Source organism: Salmonella sp. WC3 (genome assembly GCF_042932255.1).
Taxonomy (GTDB): Bacteria; Pseudomonadota; Gammaproteobacteria; order Enterobacterales; family Enterobacteriaceae; genus Salmonella; species Salmonella enterica.
Genome location: NZ_CP170629.1, coordinates 629,907 through 650,934 on the forward strand (window position 1 = coordinate 629,907; position 21,028 = coordinate 650,934).

At 48.1% G+C, this 21,028-nt stretch carries 18 protein-coding genes, 1 tRNA gene and 6 pseudogenes; 10 read left to right on the forward strand and 15 right to left on the reverse strand.

The window, feature by feature from the left end; genetic code table 11:
- Positions 1 to 2 precede the first annotated feature (2 nt).
- From ACFK9X_RS02910 to ACFK9X_RS02925, 4 genes and pseudogenes are all read right to left on the reverse strand, one after another.
- Positions 3 to 218, reverse strand: coding sequence for a hypothetical protein (locus ACFK9X_RS02910; protein WP_001595136.1), 216 nt, complete (start codon positions 216 to 218; stop codon positions 3 to 5).
- A 22-nt stretch (positions 219 to 240) separates the two neighbouring features.
- Positions 241 to 527: pseudogene (gene rtsB / locus ACFK9X_RS02915) on the reverse strand (transcriptional regulator RtsB).
- Entirely contained in the window at positions 524 to 1,399 is an 876-nt protein-coding gene (locus tag ACFK9X_RS02920; RefSeq protein WP_000921674.1) for an AraC family transcriptional regulator, read from the reverse strand. Before ACFK9X_RS02920 ends, rtsB begins: the two are co-directional and overlap by 4 nt.
- Before the next feature lie 265 nt (positions 1,400 to 1,664).
- Positions 1,665 to 1,887: pseudogene (locus ACFK9X_RS02925) on the reverse strand (hypothetical protein).
- A 116-nt stretch (positions 1,888 to 2,003) separates the two neighbouring features.
- Here ACFK9X_RS02925 and ACFK9X_RS02930 point away from each other — a divergent pair.
- A pseudogene (locus ACFK9X_RS02930) lies at positions 2,004 to 2,885 on the forward strand (IS3 family transposase).
- 337 nt (positions 2,886 to 3,222) lie between these two features.
- Positions 3,223 to 4,224, forward strand: a complete 1,002-nt coding sequence (locus ACFK9X_RS02935) for a DUF1202 family protein (RefSeq protein ID WP_151115477.1) — start codon at positions 3,223 to 3,225, stop codon at positions 4,222 to 4,224.
- An 88-nt stretch (positions 4,225 to 4,312) separates the two neighbouring features.
- On the opposite strand, the pseudogene ACFK9X_RS02940 reads toward ACFK9X_RS02935, so the two are convergent.
- Positions 4,313 to 5,358: pseudogene (locus ACFK9X_RS02940) on the reverse strand (IS256 family transposase).
- Positions 5,359 to 5,500: 142 nt separating this feature from the next.
- Positions 5,501 to 6,254: pseudogene (locus ACFK9X_RS02945) on the reverse strand (non-specific acid phosphatase).
- Positions 6,255 to 6,807: 553 nt separating this feature from the next.
- Here ACFK9X_RS02945 and ACFK9X_RS02950 point away from each other — a divergent pair.
- A pseudogene (locus ACFK9X_RS02950) lies at positions 6,808 to 6,885 on the forward strand (helix-turn-helix domain-containing protein); the annotation flags it as partial.
- A gap of 79 nt (positions 6,886 to 6,964) precedes the next feature.
- Here ACFK9X_RS02950 and ACFK9X_RS02955 read toward each other — a convergent pair.
- The 6 genes from ACFK9X_RS02955 to aspA form a co-directional block, all read right to left on the reverse strand.
- Positions 6,965 to 7,040 (reverse strand) — tRNA-Phe (locus ACFK9X_RS02955).
- 115 nt (positions 7,041 to 7,155) lie between these two features.
- On the reverse strand, positions 7,156 to 7,731 hold the full coding sequence (locus ACFK9X_RS02960; RefSeq protein WP_001188509.1) for a transcriptional regulator: 576 nt from the start codon (positions 7,729 to 7,731) through the stop codon (positions 7,156 to 7,158).
- A 36-nt stretch (positions 7,732 to 7,767) separates the two neighbouring features.
- Positions 7,768 to 9,471 (reverse strand): protein-disulfide reductase DsbD, encoded by a 1,704-nt coding sequence (locus ACFK9X_RS02965; protein ID WP_000068883.1) that lies wholly within the window; start codon positions 9,469 to 9,471, stop codon positions 7,768 to 7,770.
- The gene (gene cutA / locus ACFK9X_RS02970) at positions 9,447 to 9,794 is read right to left on the reverse strand and encodes a divalent cation tolerance protein CutA (RefSeq protein ID WP_000887832.1); all 348 of its coding nucleotides are present in this window, start codon (positions 9,792 to 9,794) and stop codon (positions 9,447 to 9,449) included. Before cutA ends, ACFK9X_RS02965 begins: the two co-directional genes overlap by 25 nt.
- Before the next feature lie 120 nt (positions 9,795 to 9,914).
- The gene (dcuA, locus tag ACFK9X_RS02975) at positions 9,915 to 11,216 is read right to left on the reverse strand and encodes an anaerobic C4-dicarboxylate transporter DcuA (protein WP_099825942.1); all 1,302 of its coding nucleotides are present in this window, start codon (positions 11,214 to 11,216) and stop codon (positions 9,915 to 9,917) included.
- A 114-nt stretch (positions 11,217 to 11,330) separates the two neighbouring features.
- Positions 11,331 to 12,767, reverse strand: coding sequence for an aspartate ammonia-lyase (gene aspA / locus ACFK9X_RS02980; RefSeq protein ID WP_000069440.1), 1,437 nt, complete (start codon positions 12,765 to 12,767; stop codon positions 11,331 to 11,333).
- A gap of 340 nt (positions 12,768 to 13,107) precedes the next feature.
- On the opposite strand from aspA, the gene ACFK9X_RS02985 reads away from it, so the two are divergent.
- Entirely contained in the window at positions 13,108 to 13,584 is a 477-nt protein-coding gene (locus tag ACFK9X_RS02985; protein WP_161126849.1) for an FxsA family protein, read from the forward strand.
- Positions 13,585 to 13,642: 58 nt separating this feature from the next.
- On the opposite strand, the gene yjeH is transcribed toward ACFK9X_RS02985, so the two are convergent.
- The gene (gene yjeH / locus ACFK9X_RS02990; protein WP_031617238.1) at positions 13,643 to 14,884 is read right to left on the reverse strand and encodes an L-methionine/branched-chain amino acid transporter; all 1,242 of its coding nucleotides are present in this window, start codon (positions 14,882 to 14,884) and stop codon (positions 13,643 to 13,645) included.
- Between the two features lie 275 nt (positions 14,885 to 15,159).
- Between yjeH and ACFK9X_RS02995 the strand changes: the two genes are divergently transcribed.
- The 3 genes from ACFK9X_RS02995 (at position 15,160) to ACFK9X_RS03005 (ending at position 17,740) form a co-directional block, all read left to right on the forward strand.
- A complete protein-coding gene (locus tag ACFK9X_RS02995) occupies positions 15,160 to 15,453 on the forward strand; it encodes a co-chaperone GroES (RefSeq protein WP_000027827.1) in 294 nt (97 codons plus the stop codon).
- A gap of 43 nt (positions 15,454 to 15,496) precedes the next feature.
- The gene (groL, locus tag ACFK9X_RS03000; RefSeq protein ID WP_000729126.1) at positions 15,497 to 17,143 is read left to right on the forward strand and encodes a chaperonin GroEL; all 1,647 of its coding nucleotides are present in this window, start codon (positions 15,497 to 15,499) and stop codon (positions 17,141 to 17,143) included.
- Positions 17,144 to 17,386: 243 nt separating this feature from the next.
- Positions 17,387 to 17,740 (forward strand): DUF4156 domain-containing protein, encoded by a 354-nt coding sequence (locus tag ACFK9X_RS03005; RefSeq protein WP_000558210.1) that lies wholly within the window; start codon positions 17,387 to 17,389, stop codon positions 17,738 to 17,740.
- Positions 17,741 to 17,787: 47 nt separating this feature from the next.
- On the opposite strand, the gene ACFK9X_RS03010 is transcribed toward ACFK9X_RS03005, so the two are convergent.
- Both ACFK9X_RS03010 and epmB read right to left on the reverse strand, forming a co-directional pair.
- Complete coding sequence (locus tag ACFK9X_RS03010) at positions 17,788 to 18,645, reverse strand: YjeJ family protein (RefSeq protein WP_001229225.1); 858 nt, start codon at positions 18,643 to 18,645, stop codon at positions 17,788 to 17,790.
- A 281-nt stretch (positions 18,646 to 18,926) separates the two neighbouring features.
- The gene (epmB, locus tag ACFK9X_RS03015) at positions 18,927 to 19,955 is read right to left on the reverse strand and encodes an EF-P beta-lysylation protein EpmB (RefSeq protein ID WP_151115480.1); all 1,029 of its coding nucleotides are present in this window, start codon (positions 19,953 to 19,955) and stop codon (positions 18,927 to 18,929) included.
- A gap of 40 nt (positions 19,956 to 19,995) precedes the next feature.
- Between epmB and efp the strand changes: the two genes are divergently transcribed.
- From efp to ecnB, 3 genes are all read left to right on the forward strand, one after another.
- The gene (efp, locus tag ACFK9X_RS03020; protein ID WP_000257282.1) at positions 19,996 to 20,562 is read left to right on the forward strand and encodes an elongation factor P; all 567 of its coding nucleotides are present in this window, start codon (positions 19,996 to 19,998) and stop codon (positions 20,560 to 20,562) included.
- Positions 20,563 to 20,622: 60 nt separating this feature from the next.
- Complete coding sequence (locus ACFK9X_RS03025; protein WP_001595192.1) at positions 20,623 to 20,757, forward strand: entericidin A/B family lipoprotein; 135 nt, start codon at positions 20,623 to 20,625, stop codon at positions 20,755 to 20,757.
- A gap of 107 nt (positions 20,758 to 20,864) precedes the next feature.
- On the forward strand, positions 20,865 to 21,011 hold the full coding sequence (gene ecnB, locus ACFK9X_RS03030; protein WP_000239598.1) for a lipoprotein toxin entericidin B: 147 nt from the start codon (positions 20,865 to 20,867) through the stop codon (positions 21,009 to 21,011).
- Positions 21,012 to 21,028: the final 17 nt, after the last annotated feature.

Below are 21,028 nucleotides of genomic sequence, written 5' to 3' on the forward strand. Positions count from 1 at the left end.
GCTTAATTGTTGCGTGAGCTTCTAAGCGACCCGATAAAGGTCGGTGTATTGATGTTAGTGATATTATCGCCTCCGGCGCCGATATCACTATTATCCTCCATGGAACGTACTGGCGGTGTAGAGTCTATCGTCAGCCAGCCGATAGACAGCGAAGAATTATCCATAGCGTTTGCGGAACGATCTCTGAAGATGATATCCAGAGTTGCCTTGCCTACCACTCTACCAACATTTTAGGAAAAATTACGTAATATCGACTGATATGTAAAACTCATTCAGCATCAAATGGATTAATTCAACATCAGTAGTAATATCCATTTTTTTATAGGCTGATCTCTTTTGTGTTGAAATCGTTTTTATATTTCGATCTAATAAATTTGAGCAACTTTTAACAGATAATCCTGCTGCCACGTAATAAATAACTTTTTTTCGCTCAATGTTAGGTCGAATTTTTTAGCGAGCAACAGAATCCCATCTCTTATATTAATATGTTTTGCTTTGTTCTTATACTGCATTGTCAGATATCTCAATTAACATATTGATGACGAGAGGAAGATAAAAACGCTAAAAATTCCGATGGTGTAGTTTTGAAATGTTTTTTAAAAACGCATGTAAAATAAGAAGCACTATCATAACCACACATATAAGCCACTCGAGTAATATTATATTCACTATTGCGTAGAAGTTTTGTCGCTTTATTCATTCGCGCATTAAGGTAAACTTCGCTGAATGAGGTGTGCTCTTGTTTCAATTTCCTTTTTAATGTGGAACAACTCATATAGAGTGAGTCAGAAATATCCTTGAGCGCCCATTTTCGACTTATGTCGCTTATAATAATATTATAGATGTTTTCGGCTAATGTATTTTGCGATAGTTCTCTGAAGAGAGCAAATGCTTCAGGTTCATAGATGAACTCTGAAAGTAGAAATCTTATTAAATATTCCTTTTTATCTTGGGATAATTTCTGGCTTTTATTTGAAGAGTGTAAAAGGTTGAATACTCTTGCTACGCCTGTTTCTATTGGCGCTAACAGATGTTTTGTCGTCGGTTTTGTTAATGGGGCCGAAAAGTCTGCATGTTCATACAGAAAAAAATTATAAGCATTTTTTATTGACGCTGAATCTAATTCAATTAAATTATAATTTAACTGTTCATGAGTCTCTTCCATAGTGATATGAATAGTTTGATCTTTAGCTAAAAATATTAACATTGGCCCTGATGCCGTAATATACTCCCCGGACGATGTCGTAATTGAAATTTTACCCGTGGTGAGCTTGATGAGTACGGACTGCAGTAAATTTAATCCCTGAAGTGATAAGGATTTCCTCTGCCAGTTTTGCGCTGATTGTAAACATTCAATGCTCCCCACCTGGACAGGTGAGGGATTAAATACTTTTAGCATGATAATTTCCTTTTATTAAATGTGCGTGTAAATCAAAAATTATTCTGAAAAATATTTCAAAAGAAAACTAATATATAGCTATATAATTATTTGCGAACTTAAGGTATCAGGTGGCGATCTTTTCATTTTCTATGGAAAATGCTATTTTATATTGCATTTCTACATATTATAGTATCGTTAAAAAACTATGTCGCGTATAAAAAAAAGATGGAAATTTACAAGAATTGGCTCATGTTATTATCAATTTATCTCTTTAAAATTTGAATTAAGTAATAATTACCCTTATTCTTTTAGAGAATAGCTCTTTAATTTCATGGAGGTAGTTAGCATGAGGTATAAGATCTGATGTTAATTTGTGATAAGGTTTATCCTGGAGGTAAATATTAACGCTCTCGGTCAGGAAAGGCATACAACGCGATAAATATATACTGCGGCGGGTAGACGGTGTAGCGATATCCGGAAGTTTGAGGGGGAGGGGAAGCATTCAATCGTATGGTTGGCTTTATGAAAAACGGTGTAACACGTTATTGAGGTTCTTTGATCTTACCCAGCAATAGTGGTCACGTGACTAAGTGAGTAAACTCTCAAGCAAGAGGTGACTCATATGAAAAAACCAGCATCAACCACCAAAAAGCCACGCAAGCAGCACACGCCTGAATTTCGCAGGAAGCCCTGAAACTGGCTGAACGCATTGGGGGGCCGCTGCCGCCCGCGAGCTTAACCTGTATGAATCACAGCTCTACAACTGGCGAAGCAAACAGCAAAATCAGCTCTCTTCTTCTGACCGCGAACAGGCGATGCCCGCAGAGATCGCCCATCTGAAGCGTCCGCTGGCAGAAGGGGATGAGGAACTGGCCATTCTCCAGAAGGCCGCGGCATACTTCGCGAAGCGCCTGAAATGAAGTATGTCTTCATCGAAAAACATCAGGCTGAATTCAGTACCAAAGCCATGTGCCGTGTACTTCAGGTTGCCCGTAGTGGCTGGTACGTCTGGCATCAGCGTCGTCATCAGATAAACCAGCGTCAGCAGTTCCGCCTTGTCTGTGATAACGTCGCCCGGGAGGCATTCAGTGACGCAAACAGCGCTATGGTGCGCCACGCCTGACGGATGTATAACATAAAAACCGTGGCGGCCAGCCTGCGATGCGTTACAGATGGTGCAATGGCGGCGTAAACGACTGGGAAAGTCAGCGTGCATACAGACAGAGGTGGTCAGTACTATTCAACGGATTAGCAGAGCTTACTGAAACGACATAATCTGCGGGGGAGTATGAGCACCAGAGGCTGTTGTTATGACAATGCCTGTGCAGAAAGCTTCTTTCACACGCTGAAGGTGGAATGTATCCACGGAGAGGGCTTTGCCAGCTGGGAAATAATGCAGACAGCAGTGTTTAATGATATCGAGTGTGATTACAATCAACGGCGTCGTCACAGTGCCTGTGGCAGTCTCAGTCCGGAACAATTTGAAAACCAGAACCTTGCTTAGGGTTGTGTCCATATTACGCGGGTAGGATCAGTCCATTTCTGTAGTCTGCCTGTTGTTCTTCATCGTCAGTTGAAGTAACAGCTTTACCTCCGGCTACAGTAAGGATGATTGAAAAAATCATTTTAATGGCTTCAGCCAGCCCATTAAAAAATTGCTTTCCAACTATCTGATTTATTAGAGGTATTGTCTTTCATTAAGATAGCGAGTCCTGGTGGTTTAAAAATAAAGACACAGTATTATAATGAAAATAACACATCATTAAATATTGAATTTGCTAACTCGTTGTGTGATGCTGAAATGATTTTATTGCATATTATTAATTTCTGGGATGAATGTTATGAATGGAAAATTTTTGTGTGGTTTATTGGTTTCGCTATTAATTAGCGGATGCGGTGACGATAACACCCCTACAGAGAAAGTCTTGAAAGAACAATTTAGTAATCAATTTCATGGGCGTCTTATCCTTGATTCAATTGATATCAAGGAAACATCGGTTGATGGAAATAAGAGAACATATGCTGCTGATGGCTTACTTTCTACTGGCTACGATCTGTATACACCAGTTGCCTCGTTAACTGATTATATTGTTGTTCAAAAATCGTGGGATAAAGGCAAAGATATTAAATTCTCAGCAACTTTGAACAGTCTTGGTAATAAATATACTGGATGGAAAACAATATTTTCTTCATTACAAATGTCAGAAACACCAAAAGGAAATCCAATTCCTAATGTTGAAACTGACGGTAAATATATCATCATGGATGGAGCAGGTTTTGATGATAAAATAAATGCAATTAAAGATGAATATGCCAGGAAGAAATCAAAACTAAACGAATTAAATAATGATATCGCAAAAGTTAAAACTAATATATTAGTTATTAATAAAGAAATCGATGAGTATTGGGGGAAAGGGGAAGATGGAAAAACACAAAGCCGTTATTTTGTTCAGCGTGATTTGAATAAAGAGCTGGAACTCTTTAATAAAGAAAATGCTCCTTATTATTTTGAGAAGAAGTACAATGCTGAAGTTTTCGACCCAGCAATGAAGGCTCGCCGGGAAAAATTAAAGAATTACAGGTTGAGTGATTTTGATGACATAAGGGCGGAGAAACGTGCTGTATTAGAAAAACATAAAGAAGAATACTCCGTAAAATATAATGAAATTAATGAGAAGATAAAAGCGAAAATGAAGGTGCTCGATGATGGTTTACAAGAGTTGATAGCAAAGAAACGTGGTCTCATACAGCAGCAATCAACCATCTCAGACGAGATTCGCAATCTTGATTATCAATATAAAAATTGGGTAAATTTTATGGAAGAGCTAAATAAAAGAAAATAACTGACTATTATTATGAGTGATAAAAAAGAGACTGAAATCTGATCTCTTTTTTTGAGCCTGTCAGTAATTCTATGTAACTGCTAATATATTAAAGGTGATTGCTCAGGCGGTCACCGAATTCGATAATAAAGCGGCCCATCGCCAGTCGCCAGTTCTGGATCGGCATACCCCATTTTTTTGATGCATCCTTGATTGCCAGATAAATAACTTTTCGTACCGAGTCATCCGTCGGGAACACTTTGCGTTTCTTAATCGCGGCACGGATCACGCTGTTCAGGGATTCGACTGCGTTTGTAGTGTAGATGGTAGATGGTCTTGCGGATATCCGGCGGATAACTGAAGAGCGTATTGAGGTTTTCCCAGTGCGCACGCCAGCTTTTGCTGATTTGCGGATATTTCGGGAAGACGCTGTTTATCGCATCCGGGAAGCCCTTCAGACCGTCCACACAGGCAATCAGGATGTCCTGAAGGCCCCGCTTTTTCAGCTCCGTCAGCACGCTTAGCCAGAACTTTGTGCCTTCATTTCCGGACAGCCACATGCCGGCAACGCTTTCTGACCTTCGGTATTGATCCCCAGCGCAGGGAAAACTGCTTTGTTTATCACACTGCCATTCTGATGAACTTTGACAACATACAGTCCATATAAACAAAGGGATACAGCGTATCCATTTGTCGGTTTTGCCACTCAGTGACCTGCTCTTTTACGGCGTCGGTGACTTTAGATATCAGCGTGGGCGACACATCGGAGTCGTACATTTCTTTGAAGGTGGCAACGATTTCGCGGGTAGTCATGCCTTTAGCGCAGAGGGATAAAATCTGGCTGTCCATCTGCGTAATGCACGTCTGGTGCTTCTTAATCAGCTGCGGTTCGAAGGTATTTTCACGGTCACGCGGCGTGTTCAGTTCGATCTCGCTATTATTGCATAACACCGTTTTTGACGAGTAGCCATTGCGGGGGGATGAGCCTGTTTTGGGCGCATTTTTCTCATACCCGGGGTGTTCAGGCAGCTCCGCATTGAGCGCTGTTTCGACGGTAAGCTTCGTCAACATGCGGGAAAAAGCATGGAGATCGGCTTCGGTTTTAAGGCCTTCAGCCACTTCAGCCGCAAGGGCTTTGAGTTTCTTTTCGTCCATAATTGCCTGTCTCTGTTACTGGAGTGAACATATCAAAAACAGGCACTTACACAATTTTAATTACAGTCTCACGCCCGGTCGCCCCTAAGCAGTTGCACTTCCTTTTATTTACTGTGGCCAGTTTGCGGGAAGACTTTCACCTTCAGTAATTAAGTTTGGGGTGATCTTCTTTACTCAATAAATTATTTTTGTCGTTCAGCTCCTCACGGACTTTTGCCAGTGACTTCTGAAACGCCGGGATTGTTTGCAGCCTTGCAAACTCTACTGCTCCCACATAACGGCCAGCATCAACATCACTTTGCCAGTGAGCACCACATATCACTCTGCTTTGCCCGAACTCCCATCCTCGTCTGGCGAGCTCCTGCGCGCGTTCCGGTCTGGCCTCGGATAATACTAATGCCAGAAGTGTACCATAAGCAGTATGCCCGGAAGGGTAAGAGCCATCTTTTCGCAAAGTATTCTCATCTTCAGGACGGCAGGTGGAATGATTAAATAAGACAAAGGGGCGAGTACGCATATAATATTTTTTTTGCCGAAGCAGTAGCGTAGTAGCCGCCCATTTTCAGAAGATTCTGTAACATATTCCAGGTTTCAGGCGTATCTTTGGGATTAATTTTAGCACCCACTACTGGCGAGAATATTCTGGCTATATTTTCCACGCTTACATCTGCATCCTCAGCAGCTTGTTTCCATCGTGGGGAACCCTTTATCGCATAGCCCTTGAAATAAGCCTCCTTATCATAGCGGAAAGCCGGATCATCATTACCTGGCGGTGGTGGTAAGTAGAACTGACTGTTCACTGATTCTTCAGGAGAATGAAAGGGTTGCACTGTTTCTGCTGATGTATATTTAGCTACGATCAGTGGTAGAAAAAATACTAAATAACGACTTTTCATAAAGACTCACTCCGGATCAGGCAATAATAAACAGATGTAATCCTATAATGATTTATTGCAATGGTTATTCAACATACAGGTAAAAAAGCAGGACGCTGTACTGGCATTATCGTCTGTCCATACCGGACTGACTGCAGCGGACAACAGAACAATACTGGTACTTCCTGCTAACAGCATTTTGTTTAACTTTTCTCCCCGGTTGTTTTTTATCTGCGTGCCTGACTGACACGCATTAGGTTAAAATGTTTACGTAATAACAAACTATGAATAAGTATTTTAAACTATGTGCCCTGTTACCCCGACAACTACCACCAGTCATGACGTGCTGAGTATTAATTTATGATTATGAACAAGAGTCGGAAACAGTATTTAAGAATAAAGAAACCGAAAAAGAAAAAATGCTAAAATTGGCGAAGGGATTATTGTTATCAGTGATGAAAAAGTTCATGGCGGAGATATTGGATTCACTTGTCGGGTTTAGCGAACCGTCAGATAGAGTGATGCGCGTTATTACTGATAATAATGCCCCTGTAGCTAAGTAAGCTTTTGACCCTGGCCCAAAGGTGAGCGGCTGATCGCCGAAGCGCTGGGCGTTGCGCCAGAGAAAATCTGGCCTTCTCGTTATAGCTAGTCAGGCCAGAGATGGGAGCTACGGATTTCCATTCCCAGAAAAGCAAAAACCCAGCCATAGGCTGGGTTTTCTGAATAAGTGGTGCCCGGACTCGGAATCGAACCAAGGACACGGGGATTTTCAATCCCCTGCTCTACCGACTGAGCTATCCGGGCAACGGGGCGCATTAAACCGTAAAGGGGCGCGGTCGTCAACGGCTTTACACGAAAAAAGTGATAAAAGCGCGCTGACTGCCTGCTTTTCAGGCAAAATGCATAAAATCAGTACCCGTCAGGTGAGCGCTCCACCCTGACGGCACTGTGCAAAACGCAGAATATCTTCCGCCAACCGCTGAGCGGTATCTACATCAGCCTGACTGCGGTTGACCAGCATTCGGCTGAGACAACCTTCCAGCACCAGCTCCATCTGCCTTGCAACCATCGCCGGATCGTCAATTTCCAGCGTGGTCAGTAGCTCATGGGTAAAATCATGTGCCGCGCGTTTTTGTTGATTGGCCAGTTGGTGAATAGGATGGGTTGGGTCGGGATAAAACGTACAGGCGGCAATGAACAAGCAACCAGGATAACGGTTATTACTGACACATTCCGAAAGCGCGCTGTAGCGTGCCAGTAGCTTTTGTTCAGCAGAAAGCGTCTCATCAAGAAGAAGCTGGCGTCGCCAGATATCTACCTGCTGACTCAGATAACGTAGCGCGTCATATAAAATGGCTTCTTTATCTGGCCAGAAACGCTGTAATGTGTCGAGTGGGCGATTTACGCGCTCCGCCACCATTTCCAGCGTAGTATCGGCTATCCCTTGCGTCTCCAGTAATTTCAGGGCTTCTCCCAGAATATCTTCACGTTGCACGGTATTCTCCTCCGTCTTTGCTTTTGCAAGTGTCGCTCACGGTTGGCGATCGTGCAAATGCGCGCTAAAGGTGGCGGCGTCCATAAAGCCGGTGACTCGCGCTTGCGGCTGTTCCTGGCCTTGGGCATCAAAGAACAGAATGGTGGGCAGCCCGAGAACTTGCAGATGCTTTAACAGCGCGACGTCCTGCGCATTGTTAGCGGTGACGTTAGCCTGTAAGAGCACCGTGTCGCCGAGCGCCTGCTGGACCCGCGGATCGCTGAAGGTATACTTTTCAAACTCTTTACAGGCCACGCACCAGTCGGCGTAGAAATCCAGCATAACGGGTTTGCCTTTGGCCTGCGCCAGCGCCTGATTGAGTTCGTCCACGGTAGAAATAGCCGTGAAATTGAGGTGCGCTGGAGCTTGCGCGGATGGCGATCCGAACGCCCAATCCTGTAGAGGCCGCACGCTAATGAGCGCTGCCGCCAGCAGGATAATCTGTACGATACGCATCCACGCTCGTCTGGCCTGAAGGCTGGTGATAAAGGCCCAACCAAAGAAAGCGACGCCCAGCAGCGACCACAGACGTAAACCCCAAGCCTCGCCAATAATCCGCTCCAGTAAAAAGACCGGTAACGCGAGGATCACGAAACCAAAAGCGGTTTTAACATGCGCCATCCACGGGCCGCTTTTCGGTAGCAGGCGGTTGCCAAACACGGTGACCAGCATTAGCGGCAGACCCATACCTAATGCATACAAATACAGCGTACCGCCGCCCAGCCACATGTTGCCGCTCTGAGCGATATAAAGCAGGATCGCGCTTAACGGCGCTGTGGTACAGGGCGAGCAAATTAATCCGGCAATCGCCCCCATAACAAAAACACCGCCGGGCGAGCCGCCTTGCTGACGATTACTCATTAATGTCAGCCGGGTTTGCAGTGAGGAGGGGAGCTGTAGTGTGAACAGGCCAAACATCGACAACGCAAGCAGGGTGAACACGATGGCAAGGCCGATTAACACATAAGGGTGCTGCAGCGCCGCCTGAAACTGTAATCCCGCCGCGGCGACGACCAGACCCAGTGCGGTATAGGTCAGCGCCATCCCTTGTACATAGATAAAGGCCAGCAGCAGTGCGCGCCCCGTCGACAAACGTTGCCTTCCCCCCAGGACAATACCGGAAATCAGCGGATACATGGGTAAAACGCAGGGCGTAAAGGCGATGCCTATGCCGATCAGCAGCGCCCAGAGCGCGGAAAAAGGTAGCTGGGCGGCGGGTTTTGACGTCTCACTCGTCTGGGTGACAGCAGGCGTCGGCGTGGCGTCTATTGCCGCGGCGACTTCACTTAGCGGCACCGTTTTCGTTTCCGGCGGATAACAGAATCCCGCATCGGCGCACCCCTGGTACGTTATCGTTAATGTCGCGCCAGCCGCCGCCTGGTTAACCGTTACCGGAACGTTTAGCCGCTTACGGTAGATTTCGCTTTTCCCGTAGAACTCATCTTCATGCCAGACGCCTGCCGGGAGTTGGACTGCGGCGATATCCGCTTTCGTCGGCGTGATACTGATTTGTTTACGGTAAAGGTAGTAACCCTCTTTTACCTGCCAGGAGAGGGTAAGATCGTGTTGATTTTGCTGAAAATCAAAAACAAACGCCCGGTCTGCCGGGACGAACTGCGAGCGACCCGGCGCGTCGAATAATCCGGCGAAGGCGGATGTGCTGCACAGCAGCAGGATCAGCGTAAAGATGCGTTGAGCCATGAGAGGTAATCAGTATCTCCGTGAGTAACAGGTAAAACCAGAAGTTCAGGCGTTTGATACGGGTGATGAGACTTCAGGCAGTCGATAAGCGCTTGCTGATGTGAAACGGTGGTTTTTAAGATCATTTGAACTTCATACTCCTGCTCCAGTTTACCTTCCCAGTAGTACAGCGATGTCGCGCCGGGGAGGAGGGTGGCGCAGGCGGCCAGTTTTTCCGCCAGCACTTTGGCGGCCAGATCCTGGGCGGTAGCTTCATCCGGGGCGGTACAAAGCACCACAACGGCCTCGGGGATGGAAATATCCTGACTCTTAACATCAAGCATAAACACCTCGAAAGAACAAAAAGACCCGCAAGTGAACGGTCACTATACAACGGACGAGGGCAGGATGTTAGTCAAAGGGCGGGAGAATGCGGGGCGTGATACGCCCCGCGGGTGAAACACTTACAGCATAAAGCTGCCCAGCAGGAAGCCGAAGCAGACAGCCAGAACGACGCCCAGGGTGCCTGGGATGAAGAACGGGTGGTTAAAGACGAATTTACCGATACGGGTTGTACCGGTGTCATCCATCTGTACCGCCGCAACCAAAGTCGGGTAGGTTGGCAAAATGAACAGGCCGGAAACGGCGGCGAAGGAAGCGACTGCCGTCAGCGGAGAGACGTTCAGCGCCAGCGCCATCGGCATCAGCGCTTTCGCCGTTGCCGCCTGAGAGTAGAGCAGCGCGGAAGCAAAGAAGAAGATGACGGCCAGCAGCCACGGATGACCCTGGATGACGCTACCCGCAGTGTCTTTGATCCAGTCGATGTTAGCGGATACGAAAGTATCGCCCAGCCACGCCACGCCCAGAATACAGATACAGGCGCTCATCCCTGCTTTAAAGGTACTGGAGTTGAGGATGGCGTCAGTTTCCACTTTACACAGGATGGTGGTCAGCGTTGCGACGCTCAACATGATGATCAAAATAGCGTTGGTGGTGTTCATCAGCGGTTTCTCAACCAGGCCGAGGCTCGGACTGTTAACAATCGCATAAACAACCACGCAGATAACGCCCAGCAGGAACAGCCAGACGGAATTTTTTGCCATCGGTTTGATTTCAATCTGCTTTTCACCACGCAGTTCAATCAGCCCTTCTTCCAGACGTTTGCGGTAAATTGGGTCGTCCGACAGTTTGGAGTTGAACAGCATCGTGGCCAGGAAGGACATCACCAGCACCGCCAGCAGCGTAGAGGGGATAACCACGGACAGCAGGTGAATGTAGCTAATGCCATGACCTTCCATAACAGAAGACATATACACCACGGCCGCAGAAATCGGCGAGGCGGTAATCGCAATCTGCGCGGATACCACGGCGGTCGAGAGCGGACGGCAAGGTTTGATTCCCTGCTCCTTCGCGACTTCAGCAATAACCGGCAGCGTTGCCAGGGAAATGTTCCCGGTACCAGCAAAAATAGTCAGGAAATAGGTCACAATCGGTGCGAGGATAGTGATGTATTTCGGGTTCTTACGCAGCAGTTTTTCCGTCTGGTTTACCAAATAATCCAGACCGCCCGCGACCTGCATAGCAGAGATCGCGGCGATAACCGCCATGATGATGGAAATGACATCGAATGGAATTGTCCCTGGCTTCACGCCGATGGCGGCAAGTACCAGAACACCCAGCCCACCTGCGAATCCAATACCGATGCCCCCAAGTCTGGCGCCCAAAAAGATTGCCAGCAAAACAATGATAAGTTCGACAACTATCATATTAGCCTTCCTTGTTGTTTAACAAGTTGATATTAAATTGTTGTTATTTGGTAACTTCTTGTAAGAAAAAAGGCACGTCATCGTGACGTGCCTCTTTGGTACTACCCTGTACGATTACTGTTCGCTTTCATCAGTATAACGTTTAGCTTTATAAGCCGGGTGCATCAAGTTCTGTACGGAGAAAATATCGTCCAGCTCGGCTTCCGTTAACAGGCCGCGCTCCAGCACAACTTCACGTACGCTCTTACCGGTTTCAGCACAGATTTTACCGACGATGTCGCCGTTGTGGTGGCCGATGAACGGGTTGAGGTAAGTGACGATACCGATGGAGTTATAAACGTACCCTTCGCACACTTCTTTATTCGCGGTAATGCCGTTAACGCATTTTTCCAGCAGGTTGTAGCACGCGTTGCTCAGAATGTGGATGGATTCGAACATCGCCTGGCCGATAACCGGTTCCATAACGTTCAACTGCAACTGACCGGCTTCCGCCGCCATCGTAACGGTGGTGTCGTTACCGATGACTTTAAAGCATACCTGGTTTACGACTTCCGGTACAACCGGGTTCACTTTGGCTGGCATGATGGAAGAGCCCGCCTGCAGTTCCGGCAGGTTGATCTCGTTCAGGCCGGCACGAGGACCAGAAGAGAGCAAGCGCAGGTCGTTACAGATTTTGGACATCTTCACTGCCAGACGTTTCAGCGCGCTGTGAACCATAACATACGCGCCACAGTCAGACGTCGCCTCAATCAGATCTTCAGCCGGAACACAGGCGAAACCAGTGACTTCAGCCAGTTTTTTCACCGCCAGCGGAGAGTATTCTTTCGGCGTGTTCAGACCAGTACCGATTGCCGTTGCGCCAAGGTTGACTTCCAGCAGCAGCTCAGCAGTACGCTCGATGCTTTTCACTTCTTCTTTCAGCAGGATGCTGAACGCACGGAATTCTTGACCAAGCGTCATCGGTACGGCGTCCTGCAACTGGGTACGACCCATTTTCAGGATGTCCTGGAATTCAACCGCTTTACGTTCGAAACCTTCACGCAACTGGTTGATGGCATCGATCAGTTTGACGATAGAGGCGTAAACCGCTACACGGAAGCCTGTCGGATAGGCATCGTTAGTGGATTGACATTTATTCACGTGGTCGTTCGGGTTCAGGTACTGATATTCACCTTTCTGATGACCCATCAGTTCCAGCCCGATGTTGGCCAGCACTTCGTTGGTATTCATGTTGACGGAAGTGCCCGCGCCGCCCTGATAGACATCTACCGGGAACTGGTCCATGCACTTACCGTTGTTAAGGACTTCATCACATGCGGCAATGATGGCGTTCGCCACACTCTTAGGAATGGTTTGCAGCTCTTTGTTGGCCAGCGCCGCCGCTTTTTTTACCATAACCATGCCACGCACAAATTCAGGGATGTCGCTGATTTTGTTATTGCTAATGTAGAAGTTTTCAATCGCTCTCAGAGTGTGAACACCATAGTAGGCTTCAGCTGGAACTTCCCTGGTACCCAACAGATCTTCTTCGATACGAATGTTGTTTGACATGTGAACCTTCTTTTTCAAGCTGCCAATGATTTTTACTTTAAAACACACAGGATATATGTGATTTCGAATGTTTTCTGACCGACGATTATCCCCTCCATCGGCCTGATAAACGAGATCATATGCTGGTTCAGAATTCCTACCGTAATCTGGATCACTTAAAGTGTGGGAATTTACCCCTTATTTATTATTTTGTGAAATAGGTCACCGCTTTAGTATTACTACCTAAAATAGGTGTACAAACCACTTGAAATTTTGCTACGCACCACCATATCGAATCGATGCGAATCGCAACCCCATTCAAATGGTCGTCGCAGACGGCCATGACTTACAGGAGAGTCCTTTGCGCTGGATACCCTTTTTAGCTGTCTTTCTCTATGTTTACATTGAGATTTCTATCTTTATCCAGGTCGCCCATGTGCTTGGCGTCCTGATGACGTTAATCCTGGTGATTTTTACGTCTGTTATCGGTATGTCGCTGGTACGTAACCAGGGTTTTAAAAACTTTTTGCTGATGCAACAAAAAATGGCGGCCGGTGAGAGCCCGGCGGCAGAAATGATTAAGAGTGTATCGCTGATCATCGCTGGCTTACTGCTCCTGTTGCCGGGATTTTTCACCGATTTTCTCGGCCTTCTCCTTTTGTTACCGCCAGTGCAAAAACATTTGACGCTGAAGTTGCTGCCGCATTTACGTTTTTCCCGGATGCCGGGCGGCGGGTTTAGCGCGGGTACTGGTGGTGGCGAAACATTTGACGGCGAGTATCAGCGTAAAGATGACGATCGCGATCGTATTGAACATAAAGACGAGCGTCGGGATTAAAGGTAGAGATGCTGGCCGGATAAGTCGCGTGAGGCGTTATCCGGCCAACAGATACGTCTTACGCCATGCGTTTTCGCTTCGGTAAAAACAGCCATAATGCTGCCAGCATGATAATGGCATATAAGCTTTTCCACCCCAGCATTACCAGCAATAACAGGCACAGTAGACAACCCGTCACCGCCAGTGCATAGCAGCGCCCTTTCAATAGTCGACAGCCCGCCAGCATACAAAGCAGATAGAGCATAATAAAAATACCGTTAGCATAGACGATCAGCGCATTGAGGTTAATCTTCAGGGCGTAGACGACCAGGGAACTCACGCAACAACAAACCAGAATAACGTTTAACGCGTGCAGGGGAAGGCGCCCGGGAGAGAGTTGAGCCAGATAGTGATCGGGCTGATATTGCATTTGCGTCCATATCAGACGCGCAAAACTCTGAGCATACACATTCAGGCTGGCAAAGCAGGTGAGATAACCAATAATGCAGGCTATCCACAACGCCTGGATACCGAAGAGATGAACAATAATAAGCGGTAGCGATGCTGTTGCCGCTATCTTGTCGCTATAGACGCCAAAATGCAGCACCACGGCGGTACAGGTCCAATAAATGGAGCCGGCCAGCATCAGGCCAATGATCAATGCGCGCGGAAAATCACGTTCAGGATTTTTAAATTCAGACGACAAATGCGTAAACGCCTCAATTCCCACAAATCCCCAGAACATGATCGCCAGGGCGGTACACAGCCGGGAAAAGGTGATTTCGTTTGCGGCTGGGAAGGTGATATCCGCAGGTTTAATCGCGCCTTTCCACAGAATGGCGGCAATAAGCGCGATAATTAATCCAGCGATAATGGCTTGCAGGTTGGCGCTGGAGCTGGCGCCGCGCGATCCCATAAACCATAGCAAACCTAGAGTACCCAGCTCCCCAAATAAGAGCTGTTCGCTTTGCCAGCCAAACAGTGCCTGGCCGAAACCCACCGCAATATGCAAGGCTGCGGGAAAACTAACAGGAATGACTGATAAAAACAGCCAACTGATCACCCGTTGCAGACGCGGGCCAAATGCCATCCCGACAAAATGCGCTACGCCGCCAGCGTGTGGAAAATGGCGCCCCAGCACAGCAAAGACAATCGCAATAGGGAAAATCAAAATAATGAGCAGCGGCCATGCCCAAAGGCTGATGTCGCCTGCCGCCAGCGCAGCCAGCTCCGGAAGCGCAAAAACGCCAGTCCCTAATAATGATGTGGTTAACAAGATAACGCCCTGAACCAACCCAAGCTCTTTTTTTAGTTCATTCATCAGCTCATTATCCGGCGGCATTGTAACGTCAGGTGACGACAGACATTTTTAAGCGTATCACACACGCCTTTTCTTATAGCAGGATGTTCTAAACCTTGGGTAAACGTGAGATAAGTAGCGTTTTTACCGATTTTTTCGCTCAGAAGAATTTTTTTTCATCTCCCCCCTTGAAGGGGCAAAACCCCATCCCCATCTCTCTGGTCACCAGCCGGGAAACCGTTTACGGGCCGGCGTCACCCATAACTGATAATGACTTTCTCAAAGGAGAGCTATCAATGAGTATTCGTCCGTTACATGATCGTGTGATCGTCAAACGTAAAGAAGTTGAGTCCAAATCTGCTGGCGGCATCGTACTGACCGGTTCCGCAGCGGGTAAATCAACTCGTGGCGAAATCATCGCTGTCGGTAAGGGTCGCATCCTGGACAACGGTACTGTACAGCCGCTGGACGTGAAAGTTGGCGACATCGTTATTTTTAACGATGGCTACGGTGTGAAATCTGAAAAGATCGACAATGAAGAAGTGTTGATCATGTCTGAAAGCGACATTCTGGCAATTGTTGAAGCGTAATCCGCGAACGACACTGAACATACGAATTTAAGGGAAAGAGAAAATGGCAGCTAAAGACGTAAAATTCGGTAACGACGCTCGTGTGAAAATGCTGCGCGGCGTAAACGTACTGGCAGATGCAGTGAAAGTAACCCTCGGTCCGAAAGGCCGTAACGTGGTTCTGGATAAATCTTTCGGTGCGCCGACTATCACTAAAGATGGTGTTTCCGTAGCGCGTGAAATCGAACTGGAAGACAAGTTTGAAAACATGGGCGCGCAGATGGTGAAAGAAGTTGCCTCTAAAGCGAACGATGCTGCAGGCGACGGCACCACCACCGCGACCGTACTGGCGCAGTCCATCATTACCGAAGGCCTGAAAGCCGTTGCTGCGGGCATGAACCCGATGGACCTGAAACGTGGTATCGACAAAGCGGTTGCTGCGGCGGTTGAAGAGCTGAAAGCCCTGTCCGTACCGTGCTCCGACTCTAAAGCGATTGCTCAGGTAGGTACTATCTCCGCTAACTCCGACGAAACCGTAGGTAAACTGATCGCGGAAGCGATGGATAAAGTCGGTAAAGAAGGCGTCATCACCGTTGAAGACGGTACCGGTCTGCAGGACGAACTGGACGTGGTTGAAGGTATGCAGTTTGACCGCGGCTACCTGTCTCCTTACTTCATCAACAAGCCGGAAACTGGCGCAGTAGAGCTGGAAAGCCCGTTCATCCTGCTGGCTGATAAGAAAATCTCCAACATCCGCGAAATGCTGCCGGTTCTGGAAGCCGTTGCAAAAGCAGGCAAACCGCTGCTGATCATCGCTGAAGATGTTGAAGGCGAAGCGCTGGCTACCCTGGTTGTTAACACCATGCGTGGCATCGTGAAAGTGGCTGCTGTTAAGGCACCTGGCTTCGGCGATCGTCGTAAGGCGATGCTGCAGGATATCGCTACTCTGACCGGCGGTACCGTAATCTCTGAAGAGATCGGTATGGAGCTGGAAAAAGCAACCCTGGAAGACCTGGGGCAGGCGAAACGCGTTGTGATCAACAAAGACACCACCACCATCATCGATGGCGTGGGTGAAGAAGCTGCCATCCAGGGCCGTGTTGCTCAGATCCGTCAGCAGATTGAAGAAGCGACCTCCGACTACGATCGTGAAAAACTGCAGGAGCGCGTAGCGAAACTGGCAGGCGGCGTTGCGGTAATCAAAGTTGGCGCTGCGACCGAAGTTGAAATGAAAGAGAAGAAAGCCCGCGTTGAAGATGCCCTGCACGCGACCCGTGCTGCGGTAGAAGAAGGCGTGGTTGCTGGTGGTGGCGTTGCGCTGATCCGCGTTGCTTCTAAAATTGCTGACCTGAAAGGCCAGAACGAAGACCAGAACGTGGGTATCAAAGTTGCGCTGCGCGCAATGGAAGCTCCGCTGCGTCAGATCGTGCTGAACTGCGGCGAAGAGCCGTCTGTTGTCGCTAACACCGTTAAAGGCGGCGACGGTAACTACGGGTACAACGCAGCAACTGAAGAATACGGCAACATGATCGATATGGGTATCCTGGACCCAACCAAAGTTACCCGTTCTGCGCTGCAGTACGCGGCTTCTGTGGCTGGTCTGATGATCACTACCGAGTGCATGGTGACCGACCTGCCGAAAAGCGATGCTCCTGATTTAGGCGCTGCTGGTGGCATGGGTGGTATGGGTGGTATGGGCGGCATGATGTAATTGCCCACACCCTGCATCCTTCAGGCTGCAGATGCGTTGGCTAACCCCAGTCACTTACTTGAGTAAGTGACTGGGGATTAACAAACTGGCCGCCTTCCTGCAACCAGAATGATTTGGATGTTTATCTCCCAGAATTGAGAAACCCCCGGGCAGAAATGACCGGGGGTTTTTCTTTTAGTCATCTTTTTAGTATAAGATTCAGATACGGACAAAACGTCCAGCTCATTGATTATGGGGAATAACATGCACGTGAAATATTTAGCAGGGATCGTTGGCGCCGCGCTGCTGATGGCGGGTTGTAGCTCCAGCAACGAACTCACCGCTGCCGGCCAAAATGTACGCTTTGTCGAAGATAAGCCAGGCGCGGAATGCCAGCTTATTGGTACGGCAACTGGTAAACAGAGTAACTGGTTTTCAGGCCAGCACGGCGAAGAGGGTGGCTCAATGCGTGGCGCAGCGAACGATCTGCGTAATCAGGCAGCCGCGATGGGTGGAAACGTGCTGTATGGCGTAAGTAGTCCGTCACAGGGCATGTTGTCCAGTTTTGTCCCGACGGCCAGCGAGATGAACGGCCAGGTTTATAAATGTCCGAATTGATATGTCTGAATCGTAACGCCCTCTGAAAGATTCAGAGGGCGATATGGTTAGCGTTTTTCCTGCGATGATGCCATGCGTAGATTATGCAACGCGCGCATGCATTGATCTTGCGTCAGACGCGCTGCTTTACCGGTTCCAAGCGTTCTGACAAAAACCTTACACGGTTTTCCTTCCAGCTTTTTAAGACGCGGGCTGAAATTCAGCAAGCGGCGTGATATTGCTTCAGCTTCTTTAGAGCCTGACTGATTACGGGTCTTAATGATGGTGCCGCAATCATGCGATTGTCCTGCCTCATCCGTATAACGATAAACGAGCGCTAAATAATGGTTATACAGATTATGTTTCCAGTCAGGCTGGTTATAGGTATCGAATTCGATATTACCGTTTTCCAGGCAGTCAGCATCGTATAATGGTAAAAAGTCCAGCATTGAAGAAATACGCAATGCGAGCTCACGCATTTCGGCATTATTAATGGCGTGAATAATAGCCATCACCAGAACTTCAACCTGCCACTCACCGACCTGTAAATCAAGATGGCTACCATTGTGCAGCTTTAACGTAAAGGTTAATACTTTTTCTGTATTATCGCTCAACGCTAAAGATTCAACACGCTGATTAACATCGGCGTTTTCCAGCTCTTCACGGAGTATTGCCGGAATATTCTCATGCATTTTAAGCACATGACTGCTTTTAGCTTTCTGGCGTTTTTCCTGCTCTTGTTCCGGAAGCGAGTGTTGTAGATAAAGCCGGTGTTCAAGGCCGATCAACAAGTCTCGCAGCGCGAGCACAGGAAAGAAAAGCAGTGTTTCTTTATTTCTCAGTGACTTCACCTTAAGCGCCAGCGCGATAAACTTATCATTGTGACGAATAACGCCGGTATTTAGTCCCTTAATCGTTAAGGCCATGTCAATTCTCCACAAATATAAAATAATTAAATGTTTTACTGCAATGTATTTGATATATAAATTGTTTATGCCGTCCTATAAAAAGGAGAACCAGTATAATTCGAAAATGCAGTACACGCTAAGCGAGTCCTAAAACGGACTTTATTGAAAAGAGAGGACCGGAAAGGTGTATTTAACGAAGGTGAGTTTATCCTCGCCAAAGGGTGAGGAGAATCGCGGGGGAGTCTCCTCGTAATATTGCGCGCTAATATTTTTCGTCGTCCCTGACGCGCCCGCGAGGATTAGCACTGCCGAAGCTGTAAATCCAGCGGTGTTTTGCTCGGTTCGCCGCCGATTTCACGCGCCAGTCTTGGCACCATATAGCCGGATACCAGCGTGAGCAGTTCGCGCATGATTTGCCGGGCTTCGTCATCGGTGACCATAAAATGCGCGGCGCCCTGCACTTTATCCAGCACATGCAGGTAATAGGGCATCACGCCGGCGTCAAATAGCGCGTTGCTCAGATTCGCCAGCGTTCGCGCGTTATCATTCACGCCACGCAGCAGGACGCTCTGGTTGAGAAGCGTGACGCCCACGTGGCGCAGTTTCTTCATCGCCAGGCAGAACGCCTCGTCCACTTCATTAGCGTGGTTGATATGGTTCACCAACAAAATTTGCAGACGTGACTGGTCAAAGCGGGCGACCAGTTCGGCAGTAATGCGTGCCGGGATGACGATAGGCAACCGACTGTGGATGCGTAGCCGCTTGACGTGCTTAATGGCTTCCAGTTGCGTGAGCAGCCAGTCCAGCTCATGATCTTTCGCCATCAGCGGATCGCCGCCGGAAAAGATGATCTCATCCAGTTCCGGGTGTGCGGCGATATACTCCAGCGCGACTGTCCAGTTGCGCTTATTGCCTTGATTCTCCGCATACGGGAAGTGACGACGGAAACAGTAGCGGCAATTTACCGCACATCCGCCTTTTACCAGCAATAGCGCCCGGTTTTGGTATTTATGCAATAATCCTGGTACCACGCTGTGTTGCTCTTCCAGCGGGTCGGTGGAGAAACCGGGGGCGACAATAAATTCATCCCGGGACGTCAGCACTTGACGTAAAAGAGGATCGTCAGGGTTGCCCTTCTCCATGCGCGCAATAAAAGCGCGCGGCACGCGGAGGGCAAACAAGCGCCTGGCGTCCTGTCCTGCCCGGAGGTTTTCATCAGCTTCAATCTGTAAAAGATGCAGCAGTTCGTCGGGATTGGTCACAACATCGGCAAGTTGCGCTAACCAATCTTCTCGCAATGGGGTATTTAGGGTTACAATATGCGCCATTTTGTGGCTTAGCTACCAGTTAACAATTTCAGAGGGCCTTATGGCGACTTACTATAGCAACGATTTTCGTTCCGGTCTTAAAATCATGTTGGATGGCGAACCTTATGCGGTTGAATCCAGTGAATTCGTGAAACCGGGTAAAGGCCAGGCGTTTGCCCGCGTTAAGCTGCGCCGTCTGCTGACCGGCACGCGCGTTGAGAAAACCTTCAAATCGACCGATTCCGCTGAAGGCGCGGATGTAGTCGATATGAACCTGACTTACCTGTACAACGACGGTGAGTTCTGGCATTTCATGAACAACGAAACCTTCGAGCAGCTGTCTGCAGATGCCAAGGCTATCGGCGACAACGCAAAATGGCTGTTGGATCAGGCGGAATGCATCGTAACCCTGTGGAACGGTCAGCCTATCTCTGTCACTCCGCCGAACTTTGTTGAACTGGAAATTGTTGATACCGACCCAGGTCTGAAGGGCGATACCGCAGGTACTGGCGGCAAACCAGCCACGCTGTCTACTGGCGCAGTGGTTAAAGTTCCGCTGTTCGTGCAGATTGGCGAAGTGATCAAAGTCGATACCCGTTCCGGCGAATACGTATCCCGCGTAAAATAATTTACGTTATCGGGAAAAATGGTGCAGCGTATGCTGCGCCATCCTTTTTTTCGCGCCTCAATGATGAAACGCTTTATCAGCCTTGTCGCGCTGGTTCTTCTTACCAGCACATTATTAACGGCATGTAATACCGCCCGCGGCTTCGGCGAAGATATTCAGCATCTTGGCCACGCCATCTCCCGCGCAGCCAGCTAATCGCTTCTCGTCTTCCTAAAATTAGTCGATCGCCCGTCATTTTCTGGGATGTTGTCTATTATTAAGTTGCTATACACAAACAACATTGGCTAGAAAAGGAAGACATTATGGTTAAAAAGACAATTGCAGCGATCTTTTCTGTTTTGGTACTTTCCACTGTATTAACTGCTTGTAATACCACGCGCGGCGTGGGCGAGGACATCTCGGACGGTGGTAGTGCGATCTCTGGCGCTGCAACCAGAGCTCAGCAGTAATCATCAACGGTACGGCA